Genomic DNA, 21,121 nt, shown 5'->3' with positions numbered 1-21,121 from the left:
GTGCGGACCGGAGCCGGATCGGAGCCGGATCGGCGTCGGAGCAGTGCCGGATCAGAGCCGGACCAGGACGTCCTCCAGCGGTTTGCGCAGCAGGTCCGGCACCCGCGCGCCGGGCGCGGGGTAGCCGACCGGGATGACGTAGGCGGCGCGCTCCTCGGCCGGGCGCTCGCACACCTCGTTGAGGAAGCGCATCGGGCTGGGCGTGTGGGTGAGGGTGGCCAGTCCGGCCTGGTGGAGGGAGGCCAGCAGCAGCCCGACCGCGATGCCGACGGACTCCTTGACGTAGTACGGCCGGGGCGTGTCGGGGCCCTTGTGCACCTCGAAGACCACGATGACCGCGGGCGCGTCCTCCAGGAACGGCTTGTGCCAGTCGGTGCCGATCGGGGCGAGCGCGGCCAGCCACTCCTCGGACGCCCGGCGGCCGTAGAACTCGCGCTCCTCGGCCTCGGCCGCCTCGCGCAGCCTCCGCTTGCGCTCGGGGTCGGTGACCACCACGAACCGCCAGGGCTGGACGTGCGCCCCGCTGGGCGCGGTGGCGGCGGTCCGGACCGCCCACTCCAGCACCCCGTCCGGGATCGGATCGGTGGCGTAGTCGCGGACGGTCCGGCGCTGGGCCATCACGTCGTGGAAGGTACGGCAGCGGTCCGCCGCCTGTTGGGCGGGCACCGTCATGGGCCGGAGCGGGACGGTCGGATGGGCCGTCGCCGATGCACTGTCAACCATGGCCGTCAGCAGAGCACATGACGGTGCGTCAGGGGAAGGGCTCAGTGCTCGTGGACCAGACCATTCTCGACGACCAGCCGCCGGTTGACCGACACGGTGTCCAGCATCCGCCGGTCGTGGGTGACCAGCAGCAGGGTGCCGGTGTACGAGGCGAGAGCCGACTCCAGCTGCTCGATCGCGGGCAGGTCGAGGTGATTGGTCGGCTCGTCCAGCACCAGCAGGTTGACCCCGCGGGCCTGCAGCAGCGCCAGCGCCGCCCGGGTCCGCTCGCCGGGGGAGAGGGTGGCGGCCGGACGCAGCACGTGCGCGGCCTTCAGCCCGAACTTCGCCAGCAGGGTGCGGACCTCCTCCGGGTTCTGGTCCGGCACGGCGGCCTGGAAGGCGTCGGACAGCGGCTCCTCGCCGAGGAACAGGCCGCGCGCCTGGTCGACCTCGCCGACCAGCACGCCCGAGCCCAGGGCGGCGCTGCCGCCGTCCAGGTCGAGCCGGCCGAGCAGCGCCGCCAGCAGCGTCGACTTGCCCGCGCCGTTGGCGCCGGTGATCGCCACCCGGTCCGCCCAGTCGATCTGCAGGTCGACCGGGCCGAAGGCGAAGTCGCCCCGGGTGCAGGCGGCCCCGCGCAGGGTGGCGACCACCGAGCCGGAGCGCGGCGCGGAGGCGATCTCCATCCGCAGCTCCCACTCCTTGCGGGGCTCCTCGACCACGTCCAGGCGCTCGATCATGCGCTGGGTCTGCCGGGCCTTGGAGGCCTGCTTCTCGGTGGACTCGGCGCGGGTCGCGCGGGCCTTCTTGTCGTTGTCCGAGCCCTTGCGGCGGGCGTTGCGGACGCCGTGCTCCATCCAGTTGCGCTGCATCTGCGCCCGGGCCTCCAGCGAGGCCTTGGTGTCGGCGTACTCCTCGTAGTCCTCGCGGGCGTGCCGGCGGGCGACGGCACGCTCCTCGAGGTACGCCTCGTAGCCGCCGCCGTACAGGTTGACCTGCCGCTGGTGCAGGTCCAGCTCCAGCACCCGGGTGACCGTGCGGGCCAGGAACTCGCGGTCGTGGCTGATCAGCACGGTGCCCGCGCGCAGGCCCTTGACGAAGGCCTCCAGCCGCTCCAGGCCGTCCAGGTCGAGGTCGTTGGTGGGCTCGTCCAGCAGGAAGACGTCGTAGCGGGAGAGCAGCAGCGAGGCGAGGCCCGCGCGGGCCGCCTGGCCGCCGGAGAGCGCGGTCATCGGCAGGTCCAGCGAGACCTTCAGGCCGAGCTGGCCGGCGATCTCCTCGGCCCGCTCGTCCAGGTCGGCGCCGCCCAGCTCCAGCCAGCGGTCCAGGTTCTCGGCGTACGCGTCGTCGGCACCCGGACGGCCCTCGACCAGGCCTTCGGTCGCCTCGTCCAGCTCGGCCTGGGCGGCGGCCACGCCGGTGCGGCGGGCCAGGAAGGCGCGCACCGACTCGCCGGGGCGGCGGTCCGGCTCCTGCGGCAGGTGGCCGACGTTGGCGGTGGCGGGGCTGAGCCGCAGCTCACCGCCCTCGGGGGTGTCCAGCCCGGCGAGCAGCCGCAGCAGGGTGGACTTGCCCGCGCCGTTCACCCCGACCAGGCCGATCACCTCGCCCGGGGCGACGACCAGGTCCAGGCCGGAGAAGAGGGTGCGGTCGCCGTGGCCGGCGCTCAGATCCTTGGCGACGAGAGTGGCAGTCATGATGGGCCGAGTTTAGTCGGCCCCGGCCGTGCCCCCGAAAAACCCTTTGCGCCCCCCGCGGGCGGTCCCTACCGTTGGGGGCGTCGGAAAGAACTCCCCGCGTTTGGAGAAGGCCCTTGCTCCTCTGAAGTCACGAGACACCGCGTCGCGCCGCCACCGAGATGGCAGGCGTGCGGTCGGGTGTACGACTTCAGCGTCGAGCGGGCCGTTTCTGTTTTCCGGACCCCTGCGTTCCCGTACCCCCGCGGTGTCTCCCCGTGCAGTCCCCACACCCACGGCGACCACGCAGGAGGCCCACACCATGGCGCAACCGACCACTTCCATCCTCTGCACCGAGCTGTCCTTCGAGTGGCCCGACGGCACCCCCGTGCTGGACGGCTTCCACCTCGCGGTCGGCCCCGGCCGGACGGGCCTGATCGGCCTGAACGGCGCGGGCAAGTCCACCCTGATCCGGCTGATCGCCGGCGACCTCACCCCGACCTCCGGCACCGTCCGGATCGCCGGCGAGGTCGCCTACCTGCCGCAGGACCTCACGCTGGCCAACGACCAGAGGGTGGACGAGGCACTCGGCATCCGGGCGGCCCGCGAGGGCCTGCTCGCCATCGAGTCCGGCGACACCGACGAGCGGCACTTCACCGCCGTCGGCGACGACTGGGACGTCGAGGAGCGCGCCCGCGCCACCCTCGACCGGCTCGGCCTCACCGCACTCGGCCTCGACCGCAGCACCGCCGACCTGTCCGGCGGCGAGGCCGTGCTGCTCCACCTCGCCGCGCTGCTGCTGCGCCGCCCCGACGTGCTGCTGCTCGACGAGCCCACCAACAACCTGGACCGGGTCGCCCGGACCCGGCTGTACGAGGCGGTGGCCGGCTTCCCCGGCGTGCTGCTGGTGGTCAGCCACGACCGCGAGCTGCTCCAGCACGTCGACCAGATCGCCGACCTGCGCGGCGGCGAGGTCACCTGGTACGGCGGCAACTTCGCCGCGTACGAGGCGACCCTGGCGGCCGAGCAGGAGACCGCCGAGCGGCTGGTGCGCAGCGCCGAGGCGGACGTCCGCCGGCAGCAGCGCGACCTGGTCCAGGCCCGGATCCGGTCCGACCGCAGCGCCAGCTACGGCAAGAAGATGGCCGTCACCCGCAACGACCCCAAGATCATCGCGGGTGGCATGAAGAACCGGGCACAGAACACCGCGGGCCGGCTCGCCGGCATGCACACCGACCGGCTGAACGACGCCAAGGACCGGCTCACCGCCGCCGAGGAGGCGGTGCGCGACGACGCGGAGATCCGCATCGACCTGCCGCGCACCGCCGTCCCCGCCGGACGCACGGTGCTCGTCCTCGACCGGGTGCGGCTCGCCCACGGGCCGGCCGCCGACCTCGAACTGCGCGGCCCCGAGCGGATCGCGCTGATCGGCCGCAACGGCTCCGGCAAGTCCACCCTGCTGCGCACGATCGCGGGCGAACTCGCCCCGGTCGAGGGCGAGGTGGGAGTGCCGGTGCCGATGCGGTACCTGCCGCAGCGGCTCGACCTGCTCGACGGGCGGCTGAGCGTCTTCGGCAACGTGAAGGCGTTCGCCCCGGCGCAGAGCGACAACGCCGTCCGGGCCCGGCTGGCGCGCTTCCTGTTCCGCGGCGCCCGGGCCGACCAGAGCGCGGCGACGCTGTCCGGCGGCGAGCGCTTCCGGGCGACGCTCGCGGCGCTGCTGCTCGCCGACCCGCCGCCGCAGCTGCTGATGCTCGACGAGCCGACCAACAACCTGGACCTGGCCAGCATGCGCCAGCTCACCCAGGCCCTGGCCGGCTACCGCGGGGCGCTGATCGTGGCCAGCCACGACCTGCCGTTCCTGCGCGGGCTCGGCATCACCCGCTGGATGGAACTCGAGGGGGGCGAACTGCGCACGGTGGACCCGCGGTGACCCCCGGCACGCTCCGCCTCCCGGGCCGGGTCCTCGTGGTGGACCCGGCCCCGGGCGTCCTGGCCCTGCCGGAGCTGGACGCCCTCCACGGGCTCGGCCTGGAGCCCACCGTCAACCTCCGCCGGATCGGCGACGCCGGCCTGCGGGCGGAGATCGCGGCCCGGTGGGCGACGGTGGACTTCGACGGGTTCGCGGAGGAGCAGCTGGCGTGCGCCCTCGAGTCCGGCGGGGCCGGGTTCGACGCCCTGAAGTGCCGGGCCGGTATCCCGCTCACCGCCGCGGTCCTGGCCCGGGCCACCGCCGCCGGCCTCGGACGGCGCCTGGTCCTGGCCGGCCGGGCCGCGTCCGGGGCCGACACCTTCGACGCCGGGGCGGCCGACCGCCTCGGCGTCGCGGTCCGCACCACCCCGGGCGCCAACGCGGCGGCCGTGGCGGAACTGACGCTGGCGCTGGTCCTCGACGCGCTGCGCGGAGTCTCCCGGCGGTCGGACGCGCTGCGCGCCGGCCGCTGGGGCGACGCGGTCGACGGCCTGCCCACCGGGAGCCTGGCCGGCGCCCGGCTCGGCCTGATCGGCTCCGGGGCGATCGCCCGGCGGGTCGCGGAGCTGGGCCGGGCGTTCGGGGCCGAGGTGCTGGTGCACGGGTCGCCCCGGTTCACCGCCGAGCGGGCGGCCGGCTGGCCGGGACGACGGGTGCGGACGGTCGAGGAGCTGCTGGCCGCCTGCGACGTGGTGTCCGTGCACGTGCCGGCCACCGCGGAGACCCGGGGGCTGATCGGGCCCGAGCGGCTGCGGCTGATGCGGCCCGGGTCGGTGCTGGTGAACACGGCCCGGTCGAGCGTGGTCGACGAAGCCGCGCTGGACCGGGCGCTGCGGGACCCGCTGTCCGGCCCGTCCCGGGCGGCCGTCGACGTCTTCGACGAGGAGGGGCCGGGCTTCGCCTCGCCGCTCGCGGACAACCCGTTCTGCACGCTGTCCCCGCACGCCGCGGGCATGACCAGGTCGGCGGTGGAGGAGTCCTCGCGGCGCCTGGTGCGGGCCTTCGCGGAGTTCCTCGGGGAGGCCGGCCCGGGCCGCCGGTGAGGAGTCAGGAGGGGGCCGATTGCGAAATGGTGACGGTCCATTCTGTTCATAGAACTGTTTGGCTGTTCACGGACAGGCTCTGACTCGGCTACCCAGCAGCTACCCGACTGGAGTACAGAGTGAGCCCCTCCTCCTCTTCCCCGCGCCGCCGCACCCTCACCGCCGGCGCCCTGGCCGCCACCGCCGCCCTGGTCGCGGCCGGTGTGCAGTTCACCACCGTCGCCGACGCCGCCAACGGCCGGGACACCGCCATCGCCAAGGCGAAGGCCAACGTCTCGCGCAACGCCGACCTGTTCGGCTTCGGCGCCGGCCAGGACCTGCAGGTCAAGGACGTGGTGATCGACGCGGACGGCACCCAGCACGTCCGCTTCGACCGCACCTACCAGGGCCTGCCGGTGATCGGCGGCGACCTGGTGGTCCACCAGGACCCGCACGGCCGGCTCAAGGACTCCTCGCGCGCCAAGGGCCACAACCCGGCCGTGAAGACCACCGTCCCCGCCGTCCCCGCGCAGACCACCGCCGCCAAGGCGCTCGGCGCGGTCGGCCAGGACGTCACCGCCGCCACCTCCACCCCGCAGCTGGTCGTCTGGGCCGCCGACGGCACCGCCCGGCTCGCCTGGCAGACCACCGTGAGCGGCACCGGGAAGCAGGGCCAGCCCTCCGGCCGGATCGTGGTCACCGACGCCATCACCGGCGCCGAGATCGAGCAGCTCGCCACCGAGCACCAGGCCTCCGCCACCGGCACCGGCCACTCCGAGTACACCGGCGACATCACCTTCGCCGACACCCTGCAGGCCGACGGCACGTACGCGCTGATCGACCCGGTGCGCGGCCACGTCACCAAGGACGCCCACAACCTGTCGTCCAGCAGCATCAAGGCCACCTCCGGCACGCTGTACACCGACGCCGACAACGTCTGGGGCGACGGGAAGAAGTTCTCCACCGACCGCGCCACCGCCGCCGTCGACGCCCACGCCAACACCGCCTGGACGTACGACTACTACAAGAACACCTTCGGCCGCAGCGGCATCAAGAACGACGGCAAGGGCGCCACCGTCTTCGTCCACGTCGGCACCAACTGGGACAACGCCCAGTGGTCGGACGCCTGCTTCTGCATGATGACCGGCGACGGCGACGGCACCACCGACCCCGAGCAGGTCGACCTGGACACCATGGGCCACGAGATGACCCACGGCGTCACCAGCGCCACCGCCAACCTGCGTTACAGCGGCGAGTCCGGCGGCCTCAACGAGGCCACCAGCGACATCTTCGGCACCATGGTCGAGTTCTACGCCAACAACGCGTACGACAAGGGCGACTACCTGTTCTCCGACCAGTCCACCCCGCCGTGGCTGCGCCGCTTCGACAAGCCCTCGCTGGACGGCCGCTCGGCCGACTGCTGGAGCAAGTCGGTCGGCCGCCTCGACGTGCACAACTCCTCCGGCGTCGGCAACCACTGGTTCTACCTGGCCAGCGAGGGCAGCGGCGCGAAGACCGTCAACGGCGTCAACTACAACTCGCCGACCTGCAACGGCTCCACCGTCACCGGCATCGGCAACCAGAAGGTCGCCGCGATCTGGTACCGGGCGCTGACCGTCTACATGACCTCCACCACGGACTACAAGGGCGCCCGCACCGCGTCCCTGAACGCCGCCAAGGACCTGTACGGCAGCGGCAGCACCGAGTACAACGCGGTCGCCGCGGCGTGGAGCGCGGTCAGCGTCTCCTGACCCCGCCCCGGCCGCACGGGAACGGCCCGGTCCCCACGGACCGGGCCGTTCCGTCGTTCGGCACCACGTCAGAGCTGGGTGACGGTGACGTCGTCGCAGTAGCCGTACCCGGTGCCGCTGCGGGCGTAGCAGTAGATCCGCGCGGTGGTGGTGTTCGCCCCGGTGGTGAAGGTGGTGGAGCCCTGTGCGTACGCGGTGGCGGTGAAGGCCGCCCGGGTGGTGGAGCCGAGCGCGTCGTACTGCTTCACGCCGAGCGAGAGCTCGCTGCCGGCCGCCGACACCTTGCCCCAGCCGGACAGCCGGTACGTGGTGCCCGGCTTGACGGTGATCACCTGCTCGGCCGCCGCCTGGGCCGGGCCGACCTTCACCGCGTACGTGCCGGAGTGCGCGTTGGCGGTGTCCAGCACCACCCCGCCGTAGTACGTCCACGGGGCGATCGCGCCGGACTCGAAGCCGCCGTTGCGCACCGGGTCGGGCGCCGCGCAGGCCGCGTCGTCGAAGGACCCCGCCTGCTGGAAGCCCTGGTCGGGCCGGCAGACCTGCGGGACGGGCGCGCCGAAGAAGTCCTGCCCGCCGTTGCCGGCCACCACCGCTCCCGCCCCGCGGGCCGGGGAGCCGGCCGCCAGGGCGAAGTCGGCGGCGGCGGTGCCCGCCTGGTTCGCGAACTTCGGGTCGGCGGTGACCTTGCCCGGGTCGGTCGGCTCGTTGGCCGGGTGGTTGCCCCAGAACAGGTTGGAGTCCCAGGTGAAGTCGCCCGGCTTGTAGGCGCTGGACCCGAAGCCGGTGTACCCGCCGGTGCCCAGGTTGGCGAACACGTTGCCGGACAGCAGGGTGGTCGAGGTGCCCGAGCCCTGCTGGACCACCGCCGCGGTCGAACCGCTCGGCAGGTAGGCGGTGTTGTTGTACATCCGGGCGTTCTTCTCACCGACCGCGAACAGCCAGCGGCTCCTGTCGGCCCGGCTCAGGTTGTACCGGACCACCGTCCCGGTCGAGCTGGACCCGGCGCCGCACGCCCCGCAGAACAGCATGAAGCCGCCCTCGTTGTCGTGGCTGTAGTTGTACTGGAACAGCGCGCCGGTGTTGCCGTAGTCCGAGTCGAAGGCCATGCCGTCGTTGTTGTCGGACAGCCGGCGGACGTGGTGGACCTCGTTGTACTGGATCGTGGTGGAGTCCGAGTTGATGGTCCAGATGCCGGCGTTGGAGCCCATCGGGCGCATCGCGATGTCGTACGCGGTGTTGTGCTCGACCAGCGCGTGGTCGGCGGCGCGGACCACGATGCCGTCGCCGCCGGTGTCGCTGACGGTGTTGCCGCGGAAGACCAGGCGGGTGCTGGCCCGCCAGTTGACGGTGGTGCCGCAGCCGTCGCCGGTGCCGTAGCTCGGCCGGCACATCCAGGTGGAGCGGTTGGTCAGACCCTCCCGGTCGACGTGCTCGATCCGGGAGTTCTGGACCAGGACGTCGTCGAAGTTGGTAGGGGTGGTGGTGCCGGAGACCCGGAACTGGATGCCGTTGGACCACTTGGTGGCGTCGCCGTTGACGTCGTGCACGTGGACGTCGTCGACCAGGTAGTGGGTGCCGACGCCGTCGGGGAGGTCGGCGACCTCGACCAGCAGGCCGTTGCGCTCCCGCTTGGTGGCGTTGGTGTCGGCGAAGGTGATCTCCAGGTCGCGGATCTCCCACTGCTCGACGTTGTAGAGGTGGACGGCGGCCTTCTCGGTGGAGGCGGGGTTGCCGGCCACCACCGGGCGGGCGGTGCCGGTGCCGTACGCCGCGAGGGTGATCGGCGCCCCGGCGGTGCCGGAGCCCTGCGGCTTCAGCGTACCGGTGCAGGTGGCGCCGCGCTTGAGCAGCAGCTTGTCACCGGGCTGGAAGAGGTGGGCGTTGGCGGTGCCGAGACCGTTCCACGGGCTGGTCTGACTTCCGGTACCGTCCGAGGCGGCCGAACAGTCCAGGTACCAGGTGGCCGGGGCGGCCGCCGCGGTGGCGGCGGGAACGAGGGGGAGGAGCAGCGCGGCGGCGAGGGTGCCGGTGAGCGCGGTGCGGTGCAGGAGCATGGTGGGGACTCCCGAGAATGGAGAGGGTGGGGGTGGGCGCCCGCCCCGCACCGTAGGTTTGGCTGCGTGATCGAGTCAATACATCCAGAGCACTCGATCGAAAGCCGATCGAATGATACAAATTGATCGGACAGGTTCGTGTGCATGACCGAGTCAGTGAAGGGGACCCGATGAGCAGCTCGGCGGACGAACGGCGGGCGCGGATCCTGAAGGCCGTCCGCGAGCTCGGCAGCGTACGCGTCGTCGACCTCGCCGACCGGCTCGCCATCCCGGCGGTCACCGTCCGCCGCGACGTCGCCGCCCTCGCCGACGCGGGTGAACTCCACCGCTCGCACGGCTCCGTCGCCCTCCCCGACAGCGGCCCCTCCGGCCGCACCGGCCCCGGCCGCGACCGGGTGATCGGCATGCTCGTCCCCACCGTCGGCTCCTACTTCGACGAGGTGATCGCCGGCGCCCGCTCCGCCGCCACCGCCGCCGGCGCCCGCCTCGTCCTCGGCATCGCCCCGTACGAGGCCCGGGACGACCGCGCCCAGGTCGACCGGCTGCTCGAATCCGCCGTCGACGGCCTGCTGCTCACCCCGAACTGGCGCCCCGACCAGGATCCCGACCAGCACGACTGGCTCGGCGACCTGCCAGTCCCCGCCGTCCTGGTGGAGCGCAAGGCCCTCCCCGGCAGCCCCGGCGCCGAGCTCGACGCGGTCGGCTCCGACCACCGCCACGGCGTCCTGCTCGCCCTGCGGCACCTCGCCGCGCTCGGCCACGGCACCGTGGCGCTCGCCGCCCGCGACGACACCTGGACCGCCCACCAGGTCCGCACCGGCTACGCCGAGGGCGTCCGCCTGCTCGGCCTCGAACCGCACCCGGTGATCGAGACCCACCGGCCCGGCACCCCGTTCGGCCTGACCGACTCCGAGTGGTCCGCCGACCAGCTGGCCGGCGCCGTCGAGCAGGGCATCCGCGCCTTCATCGTGCACAACGACCAGGACGCCATCCAGCTCCCGCCGCTGCTGCGGGTCCGCGGCCTGCGGGTGCCCGACGACGTCGCGCTGATCTCCTACGACGACGTCTTCGCCGCTCTCGCCGCGCCCCCGCTCACCGCCGTCTCCCCGCCCAAGCGCACGGTCGGCGCCACCGCCCTGGAGCTGCTGCTCCGCCGTCTCGCCGCCGCCGCCCCGATGCCGGGCCACCACCTCGAACTCCTCCCCGAGCTCAAGATCCGCACCTCCTGCGGCGGCAGCTGACGGTCCACCCCCCCCGGGCCCCCGGGCCCGCGGCCGGTCAGAGCAGCACGAGCAGCTTGGTGCCCGTCACCAGCTTGCGGTTGACGGAGGTCGACTGGACGAACACGGTGTAGGACGGGTTGTCGCCCGGCTTCACCGTGGCCTCCGCCTGCGGCAGGCCGAGGAGCTGACGGGCCGCCGGGCCCGAGAACACCCGGCCCGTCATCCGGCCGGTGGCCGGGTCCTTCTCCGCCACGGCGAGCTGCTTGTTGCCCTGGATCTTCTCGCGCTTGGAGAGCTCGTAGAAGGCGCAGCCGGTCTTGTACGCGTGGCCGGCGCTGGTGACGAACTCGCGGATCGGCGACTGCTGGTCGACCGGGATGAGGATGTACTTGCCGTTGTCCAGCGCGTCGAGGTTGGCCTTCACGTCGGCCGCGCTCAGGTCCTGACCCATGGCGAAGAGGTTCTTGGTGCCGCGGACGCCCTGCTCGCGGCCGCGCAGGAAGCTGGTGGCGGCCGACTTGACGGTGCCGATCGCCTCCTCGACGCCCTGGGTGGAGTCCGCGTCCCAGATCGCGATGTTGCCCGCGGGGAAGCCGTACTCCTGGGCGGTGCGCTTGGCCAGCGAGTTGGGCACCAGGATCGCCGACGTCCAGTGGTCCGGCAGCGCGTCCATCGCGCCGCGGATCCGGCCGAGCCACTTGTCGAGGACCGCGGCGCCCCGCTTGCCGCCCATCCGGACGTGCATCTGGCCGGTCTCCGAGCAGCCCGAGGCGTTCTCCTCGCCGTCGGTGACGACGACCTGGAGGAAGGAGTGCTCGCCGTACCCCTCCCAGATGTTCTTGAGGTCGTCGATGGACTTCACGGCCGCCTCGATCAGCGCCGTCGCGCCGTTGTCGACCCGGTAGAGGCCCCGCAGGGACGGCAGGTGCTTGACGTCCATGTCCCAGACCAGGTTCTCCACCTCGTGGTCGAAGGAGTAGAGGCTGATCCGGGTCTCGTGGCCGAGGCGGTCGGACTCCTCCTGGAGGCCCTTCACGAACTCGTCCACCACCCGGACGAGCTGCGCCTCGTGCTTGCGCATCGACCCGGAATTGTCCACCACCAGGGAGACGTGGTTGACCTTGTGCTTGATCTTCTTGGAAACCATGGAAATACCCCTTCCCAACGCCTTTTCGGCGCCCCCTCCGACGTTGGTTCCACACTACGGTGCGGCACTGACAGTCCCCTCCGACCTGGGCGGACACCGGTTCTGACGGACATTCCGGGAACTCCCCGGCCGCGCGCGGCGCTGATTTCCGGGGTGCCCGCCGGAAATGCGCCAACCCGCCCCGACCGGCCGAACGGCGGCCGAATGCCGACCGGACGCCCGGCCGGTCACCGGGTCGGTTTCCCCGGCCGGTCGGCCGGGGGCCGCGTACGCCGCGCGGAGGAGGCGGCGGCCCGCCGGATCGACCCGCCGGGTGATCCCGGCCGCACCCGGTCGCGGCTAGCGTGGCGGACATGACGGACCTGGGTGACCTCGTGCAGCACACCGCCGACCGGCTCGCCGAGCAGCGGGCGGGCGTGGTGGTGGCCGCCGTCGCGGGCGGCGCGACCGAGATCCGCGGCGCCGGCCGCACGGGCGGCCCCGACGGTGCGGCGCCCGGCCCGGACACGGTGTTCGAGATCGGCTCGGTCACCAAGGTGTTCACCGCGCTCGCGCTCGCCCGGCTCACCGTGGCCGGCGCCACCGCCCTCGACGAACCGCTCGCCGACCTGCTCCCGGCCGGGGCCCGCGTCCCCGCCCGCGACGGCGTACCGATCACCCTGCGCGACCTCGCCACCCACACCTCCGGCCTGCCCCGCCTCCCGAAGGGCATGCTGCTCGGCGCCCTGCTCCGCCCGCACGCACCCGACCCGTACGCCGGCTGCACCGCCGACCGGCTGCTGGACGGCCTGGCCCGCACCCGGCTCGGCGCCGTCCCGGGCCGGCGGTTCCGCTACTCCAACCTCGGGGCCGGGCTGCTGGGCCTCGCCCTCGCCCGCCGGGCCGGCGGCACGTACGGCGACCTGGTCGGAGGCCTGATCACCGGCCCGCTCGGCCTGACCGACACCCGGCTCGACTCCGATCCGGCCCGCACCGCGCAGGGCCACTCCGCCCGGCTGCGGCCCGTCCCGCACTGGCACCTCGCCGACCTCGCCGGGGCCGGCGGACTGCGGTCGACCGGCGCCGACCTGGCCCGCTTCCTCCAGGAGCAACTGGACCCCGGCCGGGGGGAGTCGGCCGAGGCGATCGCCCTCACCCGGACCGTCGAGCACCCGGTCGCCCCGGTGGCCGCGGTCCACCTCGGCTGGATGAGCCTGCGCCTCCACCCCCGGCAGGGCGGCCACCGGCGTTACTGGCACAACGGCGGCACCGGCGGCTTCACCTCGTACCTCGGCTTCGACCCGGAGCGCGGGGTCGGCGTGCTGGCCCTCGCCAACACGGCCCGCCCGGTGGACTCCGCCGCCGAACTGCTCACCGAGCTGCAGGGCGCCGCCTGACCCGGCGCCGAGGCGCGGCGCCTGAATAAATCGGACATATCACCCTAGTCTGGCCCACATGACGGACCTGGACTTCGCAGACACGACCGACTTCGAGAACGCCGACCGCGGCTTCCTCGGCACCCTCGCGGACCCGCGGATCACCGGCCCGGACGGCCGGGTGGTGTGGGACGCCGCCGCGTACGCCTTCCTGGACGCCGAGTGCCCGGACACCGCCAACCCGAGCCTGTGGCGGCAGGGACAGCTCACCGCCCGGCACGGCCTGTACGAGGTGACGCAGGGCATCTACCAGGTGCGCGGCCTCGACATGTCCAACATGACCCTGGTCGAGGGAGACACCGGGGTGATCGTCATCGACCCGCTGATCTCCGTCGAGACCGCGGCCGCGGCCCTGGCCCTGTACCGCGAGCACCGCGGCGACCGCCCGGTCACCGCGATGATCTACACCCACTCGCACGCCGACCACTTCGGCGGCGCCCGGGCGATCGTCCCGCACGGCCGGGACGGCACGGTCCCGGTCCTCGCGCCCGCCGGCTTCCTGGAGCACGCCGTCAGCGAGAACGTCTACGCCGGCACCGCCATGACCCGCCGCGCCATGTTCATGTACGGCATCGGCCTGCCCGTCCACCCCGCCGGGCAGATCGGCTGCGGCCTCGGCGCCGCCGGATCCACCGGAACGGTCAGCCTGGTCGCGCCGACCCTCGACATCACCCGCACCGGCCAGCGGGAGACCATCGACGGCGTGGAGATCGTCTTCCAGCTCACCCCGGGCACCGAGGCGCCCTCCGAGATGAACTTCCTCTTCCCGCAGCGCCGGGCCCTGTGCATGGCCGAGAACGCCACCCACACCCTGCACAACATCCTGACCCTGCGCGGCGCGCTGGTCCGCGACCCGCGGATCTGGGCCCGCTACCTCTCCGAGGCCCAGGACCTCTTCGCCGACCGCGCCGAGGTGGTCTTCGCCTCCCACCACTGGCCGACCTGGGGCCGGGAGGACATCACCGCGTTCCTCACCGCGCAGCGCGACGTCTACGCCTACCTCCACGACCAGACGCTGCGCCTGCTCAACCGCGGCCTCACCGGCCCGGAGATCGCCGAGGAGATCACCCTGCCCCTGGCGGTCGAACGGACCTGGTCCACCCGCGGCTACTACGGCTCGGTCAGCCACAACGTCAAGGCGATCTACCAGCGCTACCTCGGCTGGTTCGACGGCAACCCGGCCCACCTGTGGGAGCACCCGCCGGTCGAACAGGCCCGCCGCTTCACCGCCGACTACGGCGGCATCGCCGCGATCACCGCCAAGGGCCGCGAGTACGCCGCCGCCGGCGACCTGCGGTTCGCCGCCACCCTGCTCAACCACGCCGTCTTCGCCCAGCCCGAGCACCGCCCGGCCCGCGAGGCGCTGGCCGAGGTCTACGACCGGCTCGGCCACGGCGCCGAGAACGGCACCTGGCGCAACTTCTACCTCACCGCCGCGATGGAACTGCGCGGCACCCTCGCCGAGGTCGACATCAACCTCGGCAACCCGGAAGTGACCCTCGCCCTGACGGTCGAGCAGCTGATCGACTCGCTGGCGATCCGGATCGACGGCCCGCGCGCCTGGGACACCCGCCTCACCGTCGACTGGCGGATCACCGACCTGGAGCAGGCCTGGCGCCTCACCCTCTCCAACGGCGCCCTCACCTACCGGCCCCTCCCGTCCTCCGCCGACCCGGAGCACCCCGCCGACCTCACCCTGACCCTCACCAAGCCCCAACTCCTCGGCGTCCTCGCCGGTCAGGGCCTGGACGGCATCACCCTCGACGGCGACCCCGCCGTCCTCGCCCGCCTGGTCGCCCTCCTCGACACCCCGGACCCGAACTTCGCCGTCGTCACCCCCTGATCCCCACCCCCACCCGCGCGGCCCGGACCCCCGACGGGGACCGGGCCGCACGCGGTTCCGCTACCCCGGGTGGAGCGAGCGCAGGAGGGCCGCCCCGGTGGGGAGCAGGGGCGGGAGCGGGGCGGCGGAGGGGTGCCAGGGGGCCTCGTACTCCCAGGAGACCCAGCTGCCCCCGGGGAGCAGGCGCAGGCAGTCGGCGACCGGGAGGACGCCGGTGCCGAGCGGGAGCGGGGTGAGGTCGGCGGTCGAGGCGATGTCCTTGACCTGGACGTAGCCGAGGTGCGGGGCGAGCGCGCGGTGGGTCTCGGCGGGTGTCTCGCCCGCGAGGTGGGTGTGCATCAGGTCCCACAGGGCGCCCGCCGCGGGGGAGCCGGCGGTGGCGAGCAGGCGGGCGAGGTCGTGGCCGGAGCGGTGCGAGTCGTGGGTCTCCACCAGGATCCGGACGCCGAGACCGGCCGCCCGGGCGGTGGTGGCGGTGAGCCGGCGCGCGGCGCGGGCGTCCGCCCCGGCGGCCGGTCCGTCGCCCCCGCGCGGGAACACCCGGACGTACGGGGCGCCGAGGTCGGCGGCGAGCTCCAACTGGCCGTTCAGCTCGGCGAGCAGGGGCGCGTCCGGGCCGGGCTCGGCGATGCCGACGTAACCGGCGACAGCGAGCGGGGTGATCCCGGCGGCGGTGAACGCGCGTGCGGCGGTGCGGCGTTCGGCCGGGCCGAGGCCGGGGTGGACGGGTTCGCCCGGCGCGGAGCGCAGTTCGAGGCCCTGCCAGCCGCTGTCGGCGGCCAGCCGCAGGGCGTCGGCGAGCGGCAGTCCGGGGACGCCGAGGGTGGAGAAGGCGATCGGCACGGCGGGTCTCCCGGCTAGTCGGCGCGGACGGTGACGGCGGCGGTGGCGAGCTCCGCCCGGTGCGTGCCGCCGTCGGGCCAGTGGACGGTCACCTGCCAGGCGCTGCCGGAGGGTTCGGCGGTGACCGCGGGCGGGGTGAACGGCTGCTCGGCGGCGGTCAGCCGGACGGCCGCCACGGACAGCCCGTCGCCGACCGTGCCGTGCAGCTCCGGGACCGCCGCGGCCGGGCCGTACGCGGTGCCCGCCGGCACGTCGGTGACCGCGGCGCCGGCGAATCCGCGCAGGCCGTGCACCTCGCTGAGCAGCGGCGCGTCCGAGGTGTCCGACGGGGCGGACCCGGCGGCGGGGACCGGTACGGCCCGGACCCGGGCGTGCGGGCCCTCCGCCTCGGCGGCGACCCGGCTGCCCGCCGCGGCCCAGCCGCTCGCCCGGACGGGGGTGTCGGCGGGGGCGCCGGTGACCAGGTGGACGCGGAGCTCGTCGGCGCCGCGGGCGAGGGTGAGCGAGGTGACGGTGGTGCCGGGGCGGGGGTGGTGGGCGGAGGCGGCCCAGCCGGGCCCGGCGCCGAGCGGGGTGATCCGGCCGCGTCCGGTCGGCGTGCCGTCGAGGAGCAGCGCGAAGCGGTTGTCGCCGTCGGTCGGCCCGGTCCGGGTGGAGTGGGCGAGCGGGGCGTAGAGCGGGTCGTCGGGGGCGGGTTCGGGTGCGCTGCCGGCGGCGAGCTGGTCGTCGCTGCCGTGGTTGTGCAGCCGGACGAGGCCGTCGGCGGCGGTGGACTGGATCAGCCAGCCCGCCGTGGGCAGCGCGGTGACCGCGTCCGCGCGCTCGCTCGGCCCGGGTTCCTCGACCGCCGTCCAGACCGGGTGCTCGGCGGGCAGCAGCAGCCCGAGGAAGCCCTTCGAGGCCCAGTACGGGGAGGCGGGCCCGGAGTAGGGCTGGACCAGTGGCGGGTAGGGGCCGTGCCAGCCGAGGGTGAGCAGGCCGTCGGCGCCGACCGCGCCCCGGTCGAGGAAGTAGCGCAGGGCGCCGGAGGCGAGCCGGCGGGTGGCGCCGGGGGAGAGCGGGGTGCGGTCGGCGAGCGCTCCGGCCCACAGCGGCGCGGCGGCGGCGAACCGGTAGCTGAGCGAGCGGCCCTGGTGGACGGGCGCCCCGCTGCGGTCGAAGAGCCGGGCGTACCCCTCCAGGTGCTCGGCGAGCCGGGCGCCGTAGCGCTCCAGCAGGCCGGCGTCCTTGCCCGCCCAGGCGTGCAGCACCGGGTACAGGTGCAGCGCCCAGCCGTTGTAGTGGTCGAGGGCGCGGGGGCGGCCGTCGGTGTACCAGCCGTCGCCGAGGTACCACTGCTCGATCGCGTCGAGCCCGCGGTCGACGGCGGCCCGCGCCGCGTCGGTCTCGATGCCGGCCTCGGCGAGGAAGCCGCCGACGGAGAGCGGGAAGAGCCACCAGTTGTTGTCGTGCGGCTGCCGGCGGAGCGCGTCGGCGAGCCAGCGGCCGGCCCGTTCGCGGACGCCGTCGTCGAGGCGGTCCCACAGCCAGGGGCGGGTGAGGCGCAGGGCGACGGCGACGGAGGCGGCCTCGACCATGGGCTGGGAACGGTCCTCGATCCGGCCCCAGGACTCGGTGTCGCCGTCGGCGAGGTCGCGTTCGGCGGTGGGGGTGCGGGTGCCCGCGTCGAGGCCGGCGGCGTAGCGCTCCAGCAGGCCGTGCGGGTCGGCGCCGCCGGCGCCGGCGACCCGGAAGGCGGCGAGCAGGAAGGTGCGGGCGTAGCCCTCCAGGCCGTCCGAGCGGCGGCCGGACCAGCTGGGGCGGGTGCCGGGCAGGTTGATCAGGGCCCGGCCGGGGCTCGCGTGCGGGTGGACGGCGGCCAGCAGCCGGTCGGCGGCGGCCTCCCAGTGCGCCCTGGTCCAGCCGGTGTACGGGCTGAGCTCGCGGTCTTCGGGGGGCAGCTGCATCGCACGTCCTTGGGTGGCCGGGGGCGTCGTGGGCGCGTGGGCGTCGTGCCGAATCTAGGAAGCGGGTGATCGGGAGTCAAGAGCAGCTGATCAAGCGATCGCGTTGATCGGATCGTAACCTGGCCCTCCAGGGGCCATTTTCCAAGCTCAATGGCGGTTGATCGGCCGATCGGGCGCTGATCAGATCGGATCATTTGATCCAGATCTCTTGACTCTGATCGCGACCCGACCCAAGATAGCGGTCAACCCAGCCCGACCAGGCCAAACCCGCAGCAATTCGGGCAATCCCCCACAGGAGTCGAGCATGCCCTCTTCCGCTCTCCACCGCCGCAGAGCCCTCCGCGCCGCCGCCGGCGCCACCGCCACCGTCCTGTGCGCGACGCTGCTGGCCGCCTGCGGCAGCAGCGGCGACAAGGGCGCGACCGCGGCCGACGCCAACGACGGCAAGCCGGTCTCGCTGACCTTCTGGGGCTGGGCCAAGGGCACCAAGGACGTGGTGGCCGCGTTCAACGCCTCGCACCCGAACATCCAGGTCACCTTCGAGGAGATCCCTTCCGGCAACGCAGGCGGCTACGCCAAGATCTCCAACGCGGTGAAGGCCGGCAACGCCCCCGACGTGTTCAACGTCGAGTACCCGCAGCTGCCCGACTTCGTCAGCCAGGGCGCCGTCCAGGACATCAGCAAGCTGGTCTCCGCCGACCTGAAGAAGAAGTACCTGTCGCAGGCGGTCGACCTGACCACGCTGGGCGGTTCCACCTTCGCCCTGCCCCTGGACGCCGCGCCGCAGGCCTTCTACTACCGCAAGGACCTGTTCGAGAAGGCCGGCGTCGCCGCGCCGAAGACCTGGGACGAGTTCCGCACCGCCGCCGAGAAGCTGAAGGCCGCCGACCCGAACACCCGGATCGCCACCTTCTTCCCCGACGACCCGTCCACCGTCGAGGCGCTGAGCTGGCAGAACGGCGCCCACTGGTTCGCCACCGCCGGCGACACCTGGAAGGTCGACCTGGCCGGCGCGGAGACCAAGAAGGTCACCGACTACTGGCAGAAGCTGATCTCCGACGACCTGGTCCGCTCGATGCCCTCGTTCAGCCAGCAGTGGACCGCCTCCCTGCAGAAGGGCGAGACGGCCGGCTACGTCGGCGCCGCCTGGGGCGGCGGCGTGCTGAAGGGCACCGTCCCGGACGCCTCCGGCAAGTGGGCGGTCGCCCCGGTCCCGACCTGGGACGGCCGGCCGGCCAGCGGCATGCTCGGCGGCTCGACCTTCGCGGTCTCCAAGGACAGCAAGAAGGCCAAGGCCGCGGTCGAGTTCGCCACCTGGGCCACCACCACCCCCGAGGGCATCCAGGCCCGGATCGCCACCGGCACCTCCTCGATGTTCCCGGCCGCGCCCGACCTGGTGCCGGTCGCCAAGGCCGCCTTCAAGACCGACTTCTACGGCGGCCAGGACATCTACTCGGTCTACGTGGACGCCGCGCAGTCCATCAAGCCGGACTGGACCTGGGGCCCGGCGATTAGCGCCACCAACGGCTCGCTCAAGGACTCCTTCGGCAAGCTCGCCCAGGGCGGCACCGTCTCCGGCGCGGTCGACACCGCCCAGCAGGCCACCGTCGCCGAGATGAAGAACCGCGGCCTCAAGGTCAACGGCTGATGTCGACCCCCGCGCCCAATCCCGCGCAGGCCTCCCGCGCCGCCGCCCGGCGGCGCGGGCGGTACGGGGCGCCCGCCCTGCTGCTCGCCCCGTTCATGGTGCTCTTCACCGCCTGCACGCTGGTCCCGATCGGCTACGCCGTCCACCTCAGCCTGTACACCGAGCACCGCTCCGGCCTCGGCTTCGGCGGCTCCGAGACGGTCTTCACCGGCCTGGGCAACTACACCCGGGCGCTCGGCGACGCGGCCTTCCGGGCCGGCTTCTGGAACACCGCCCAGTACTGCCTGCTGTACATCCCGCTGATGATCGGCCTGTCGCTGCTCACCGCGCTGCTGCTGGACTCCGCGCTGGCCCGCGCCAAGCGCTTCTTCCAGCTCGCGCTGTTCCTGCCGCACGCGGTGCCCGGCATCATCGCCGCGCTGGTCTGGGTGTACCTGTACACCCCCGGCATCAGCCCGGTGATCGACGCCCTGGGCGGCGCCGGCGCCCAGGTCGACGTGCTCGGCCACCCGCTGTCCGCCGTGGTCAACATCGCGGTCTGGGAGTGGACCGGCTACAACATGGTGATCTTCTACGCCGCCCTGCAGGCCATCCCGCGCGAGGTGCTGGAGGCCGCCGTGGTCGACGGCGCCGGCCCGCTGCGCACCGCGCTCAGCGTCAAGATCCCGCTGATCCGGGCCTCGATCACGATGGTCGGCCTGTTCACCGTGATCGGCTCGCTGCAGCTGTTCACCGAACCGATGATCCTGCACGACGTCGCCCCCGGCGTGGTCTCCACCTGGACCCCCAACATGTACGCCTACTCGGCCGCGTTCGAGCGCAACGACTACGGCCTGGCCGCCGCCTCCTCGGTGCTGCTGGCCCTCGCCGCCGCCGTGCTCTCCTTCGCCGTCACCCGGGCCTCCCGGGGCCGCAGCCGCAAGGAGGACGCCGCGTGAGTACGACGCTGACCCCCGCCCCCCGCACCGAGCCGGCGGCCCGCCGCACGGCGGGCCCCCGTCCGCCGCGCCGCCCGTGGACGCTGTCGAAGACCGCCGTCAACGGCGCCCTGGTGCTGGCCACCGTCTACACCCTGCTGCCGCTCGGCTGGCTGGTCACCGCCTCCGCGAAGAACACCGGCGACCTGCTGGTCGGCCGCACCCTCACCCCCGAGCGCTTCCACCTCGGCCAGAACCTGCACGACCTGGCCACCACCGGCGACGGCATCTACTTCCGCTGGTACCTCAACTCCCTGCTGTACGCCGGGCTCGGCGCGGTGCTCTGCGCGTTCGTCTGCGTCTGCGCCGGGTACGCCTTCCACGTCTACCGCTTCCCCGGCAAGGAGCAGCTGTTCGGCCTGGTCCTGCTGGGCGTGCTGGTGCCCACCACCGCGCTCGCCCTGCCGATGTACCTGCTCGCCTCCGAGCTGCACGTCGTCAACACCTTCTGGGCGGTCTTCGTGCCCTCGCTGGTCAACCCGTTCGGCGTGTACCTGGCCCGGGTGTTCTGCGCCGGCTACGTGCCCGGCGAGGTGCTGGAGGCGGCCCGGATGGACGGCGCCGGCGAGCTGCGCACCTTCTGGTCGATCGGCCTGAAGATGGTCATGCCCGGCTTCGTCACCGTCTTCCTGTTCCAGTTCACCGCGATCTGGAACAACTTCTTCCTCCCGCTGGTGATGCTCTCCGACAACCGGCTCTTCCCGGTCAGCCTCGGCCTGTACGCCTGGAACACCCAGACCCACGCCTTCCCCGAGTACTACCCGCTGGTCGTCACCGGCTCGCTGCTCGCCGTCCTCCCGCTGGTGATCGCCTTCGTGGTCCTGCAGCGGCACTGGAAGGCCGGCCTGACCGCCGGCAGCGTCAAGTAACCGGCAGCGTCGAGCAACCGACCCGCCACC

General features: G+C 73.4%; 15 protein-coding genes. 9 read left to right on the top strand and 6 right to left on the bottom strand.

From position 1 onward, the window contains the following. Positions 1-51 precede the first annotated feature (51 nt). Positions 52-723, bottom strand: coding sequence for a nitroreductase family protein (locus ABEB06_RS09485; RefSeq protein ID WP_345696372.1), 672 nt, complete (start codon positions 721-723; stop codon positions 52-54). A gap of 41 nt (positions 724-764) precedes the next feature. Continuing rightward, positions 765-2,402 (bottom strand): ABC-F family ATP-binding cassette domain-containing protein, encoded by a 1,638-nt coding sequence (locus ABEB06_RS09480; protein ID WP_345696371.1) that lies wholly within the window; start codon positions 2,400-2,402, stop codon positions 765-767. Between the two features lie 301 nt (positions 2,403-2,703). Between ABEB06_RS09480 and ABEB06_RS09475 the strand changes: the two genes are divergently transcribed. From ABEB06_RS09475 to ABEB06_RS09465, 3 genes are all read left to right on the top strand, one after another. Next, positions 2,704-4,314: an ABC-F family ATP-binding cassette domain-containing protein gene (locus tag ABEB06_RS09475; protein ID WP_345696370.1), complete on the top strand. Its 1,611-nt coding sequence runs from the start codon at positions 2,704-2,706 to the stop codon at positions 4,312-4,314. After that, positions 4,311-5,396: an NAD(P)-dependent oxidoreductase gene (locus tag ABEB06_RS09470; protein WP_345696369.1), complete on the top strand. Its 1,086-nt coding sequence runs from the start codon at positions 4,311-4,313 to the stop codon at positions 5,394-5,396. The genes ABEB06_RS09475 and ABEB06_RS09470 overlap by 4 nt, the downstream gene beginning before the upstream one ends. Positions 5,397-5,515: 119 nt before the next feature. Next, on the top strand, positions 5,516-7,126 hold the full coding sequence (locus ABEB06_RS09465; RefSeq protein ID WP_345696368.1) for a M4 family metallopeptidase: 1,611 nt from the start codon (positions 5,516-5,518) through the stop codon (positions 7,124-7,126). A gap of 68 nt (positions 7,127-7,194) precedes the next feature. Here ABEB06_RS09465 and ABEB06_RS09460 read toward each other — a convergent pair whose 3' ends face one another. Further along, positions 7,195-9,180, bottom strand: coding sequence for a carbohydrate binding domain-containing protein (locus tag ABEB06_RS09460; protein WP_345696367.1), 1,986 nt, complete (start codon positions 9,178-9,180; stop codon positions 7,195-7,197). Between the two features lie 170 nt (positions 9,181-9,350). On the opposite strand from ABEB06_RS09460, the gene ABEB06_RS09455 reads away from it, so the two are divergent. Beyond that, positions 9,351-10,421 (top strand): substrate-binding domain-containing protein, encoded by a 1,071-nt coding sequence (locus ABEB06_RS09455; protein ID WP_345696366.1) that lies wholly within the window; start codon positions 9,351-9,353, stop codon positions 10,419-10,421. Between the two features lie 37 nt (positions 10,422-10,458). Here the strand turns inward: ABEB06_RS09455 and ABEB06_RS09450 are convergent, their stop codons facing one another. After that, complete coding sequence (locus tag ABEB06_RS09450; protein WP_345696365.1) at positions 10,459-11,550, bottom strand: vWA domain-containing protein; 1,092 nt, start codon at positions 11,548-11,550, stop codon at positions 10,459-10,461. Between the two features lie 353 nt (positions 11,551-11,903). Between ABEB06_RS09450 and ABEB06_RS09445 the strand changes: the two genes are divergently transcribed. After that, complete coding sequence (locus tag ABEB06_RS09445; protein ID WP_345696364.1) at positions 11,904-12,926, top strand: serine hydrolase domain-containing protein; 1,023 nt, start codon at positions 11,904-11,906, stop codon at positions 12,924-12,926. A gap of 58 nt (positions 12,927-12,984) precedes the next feature. Continuing rightward, positions 12,985-14,808, top strand: a complete 1,824-nt coding sequence (locus ABEB06_RS09440; protein WP_345696363.1) for an alkyl/aryl-sulfatase — start codon at positions 12,985-12,987, stop codon at positions 14,806-14,808. A gap of 60 nt (positions 14,809-14,868) precedes the next feature. Here the strand turns inward: ABEB06_RS09440 and ABEB06_RS09435 are convergent, their stop codons facing one another. Together ABEB06_RS09435 and ABEB06_RS09430 are read right to left on the bottom strand one after the other, a co-directional pair. Continuing rightward, positions 14,869-15,651, bottom strand: coding sequence for a sugar phosphate isomerase/epimerase family protein (locus tag ABEB06_RS09435; protein WP_345696362.1), 783 nt, complete (start codon positions 15,649-15,651; stop codon positions 14,869-14,871). Between the two features lie 14 nt (positions 15,652-15,665). Further along, positions 15,666-17,597: a DUF2264 domain-containing protein gene (locus ABEB06_RS09430; RefSeq protein WP_345696361.1), complete on the bottom strand. Its 1,932-nt coding sequence runs from the start codon at positions 17,595-17,597 to the stop codon at positions 15,666-15,668. Positions 17,598-17,901: 304 nt separating this feature from the next. Between ABEB06_RS09430 and ABEB06_RS09425 the strand changes: the two genes are divergently transcribed. The 3 genes from ABEB06_RS09425 (at position 17,902) to ABEB06_RS09415 (ending at position 21,091) form a co-directional block, all read left to right on the top strand. Continuing rightward, positions 17,902-19,245 (top strand): ABC transporter substrate-binding protein, encoded by a 1,344-nt coding sequence (locus ABEB06_RS09425; RefSeq protein ID WP_345696360.1) that lies wholly within the window; start codon positions 17,902-17,904, stop codon positions 19,243-19,245. Next, positions 19,245-20,183 (top strand): carbohydrate ABC transporter permease, encoded by a 939-nt coding sequence (locus ABEB06_RS09420; RefSeq protein WP_345696359.1) that lies wholly within the window; start codon positions 19,245-19,247, stop codon positions 20,181-20,183. The genes ABEB06_RS09425 and ABEB06_RS09420 overlap by 1 nt, the downstream gene beginning before the upstream one ends. Before the next feature lie 83 nt (positions 20,184-20,266). After that, positions 20,267-21,091, top strand: coding sequence for a carbohydrate ABC transporter permease (locus ABEB06_RS09415; protein WP_345701789.1), 825 nt, complete (start codon positions 20,267-20,269; stop codon positions 21,089-21,091). Positions 21,092-21,121: the final 30 nt, after the last annotated feature.

Origin of the sequence: Kitasatospora terrestris, assembly GCF_039542905.1 — a bacterium.
GTDB classification, from domain to species: Bacteria; Actinomycetota; Actinomycetes; order Streptomycetales; family Streptomycetaceae; genus Kitasatospora; species Kitasatospora terrestris.
The sequence above is the reverse complement of the archived record's forward strand: the minus strand, read 5'-3'. Positions and strand labels throughout refer to the sequence as shown.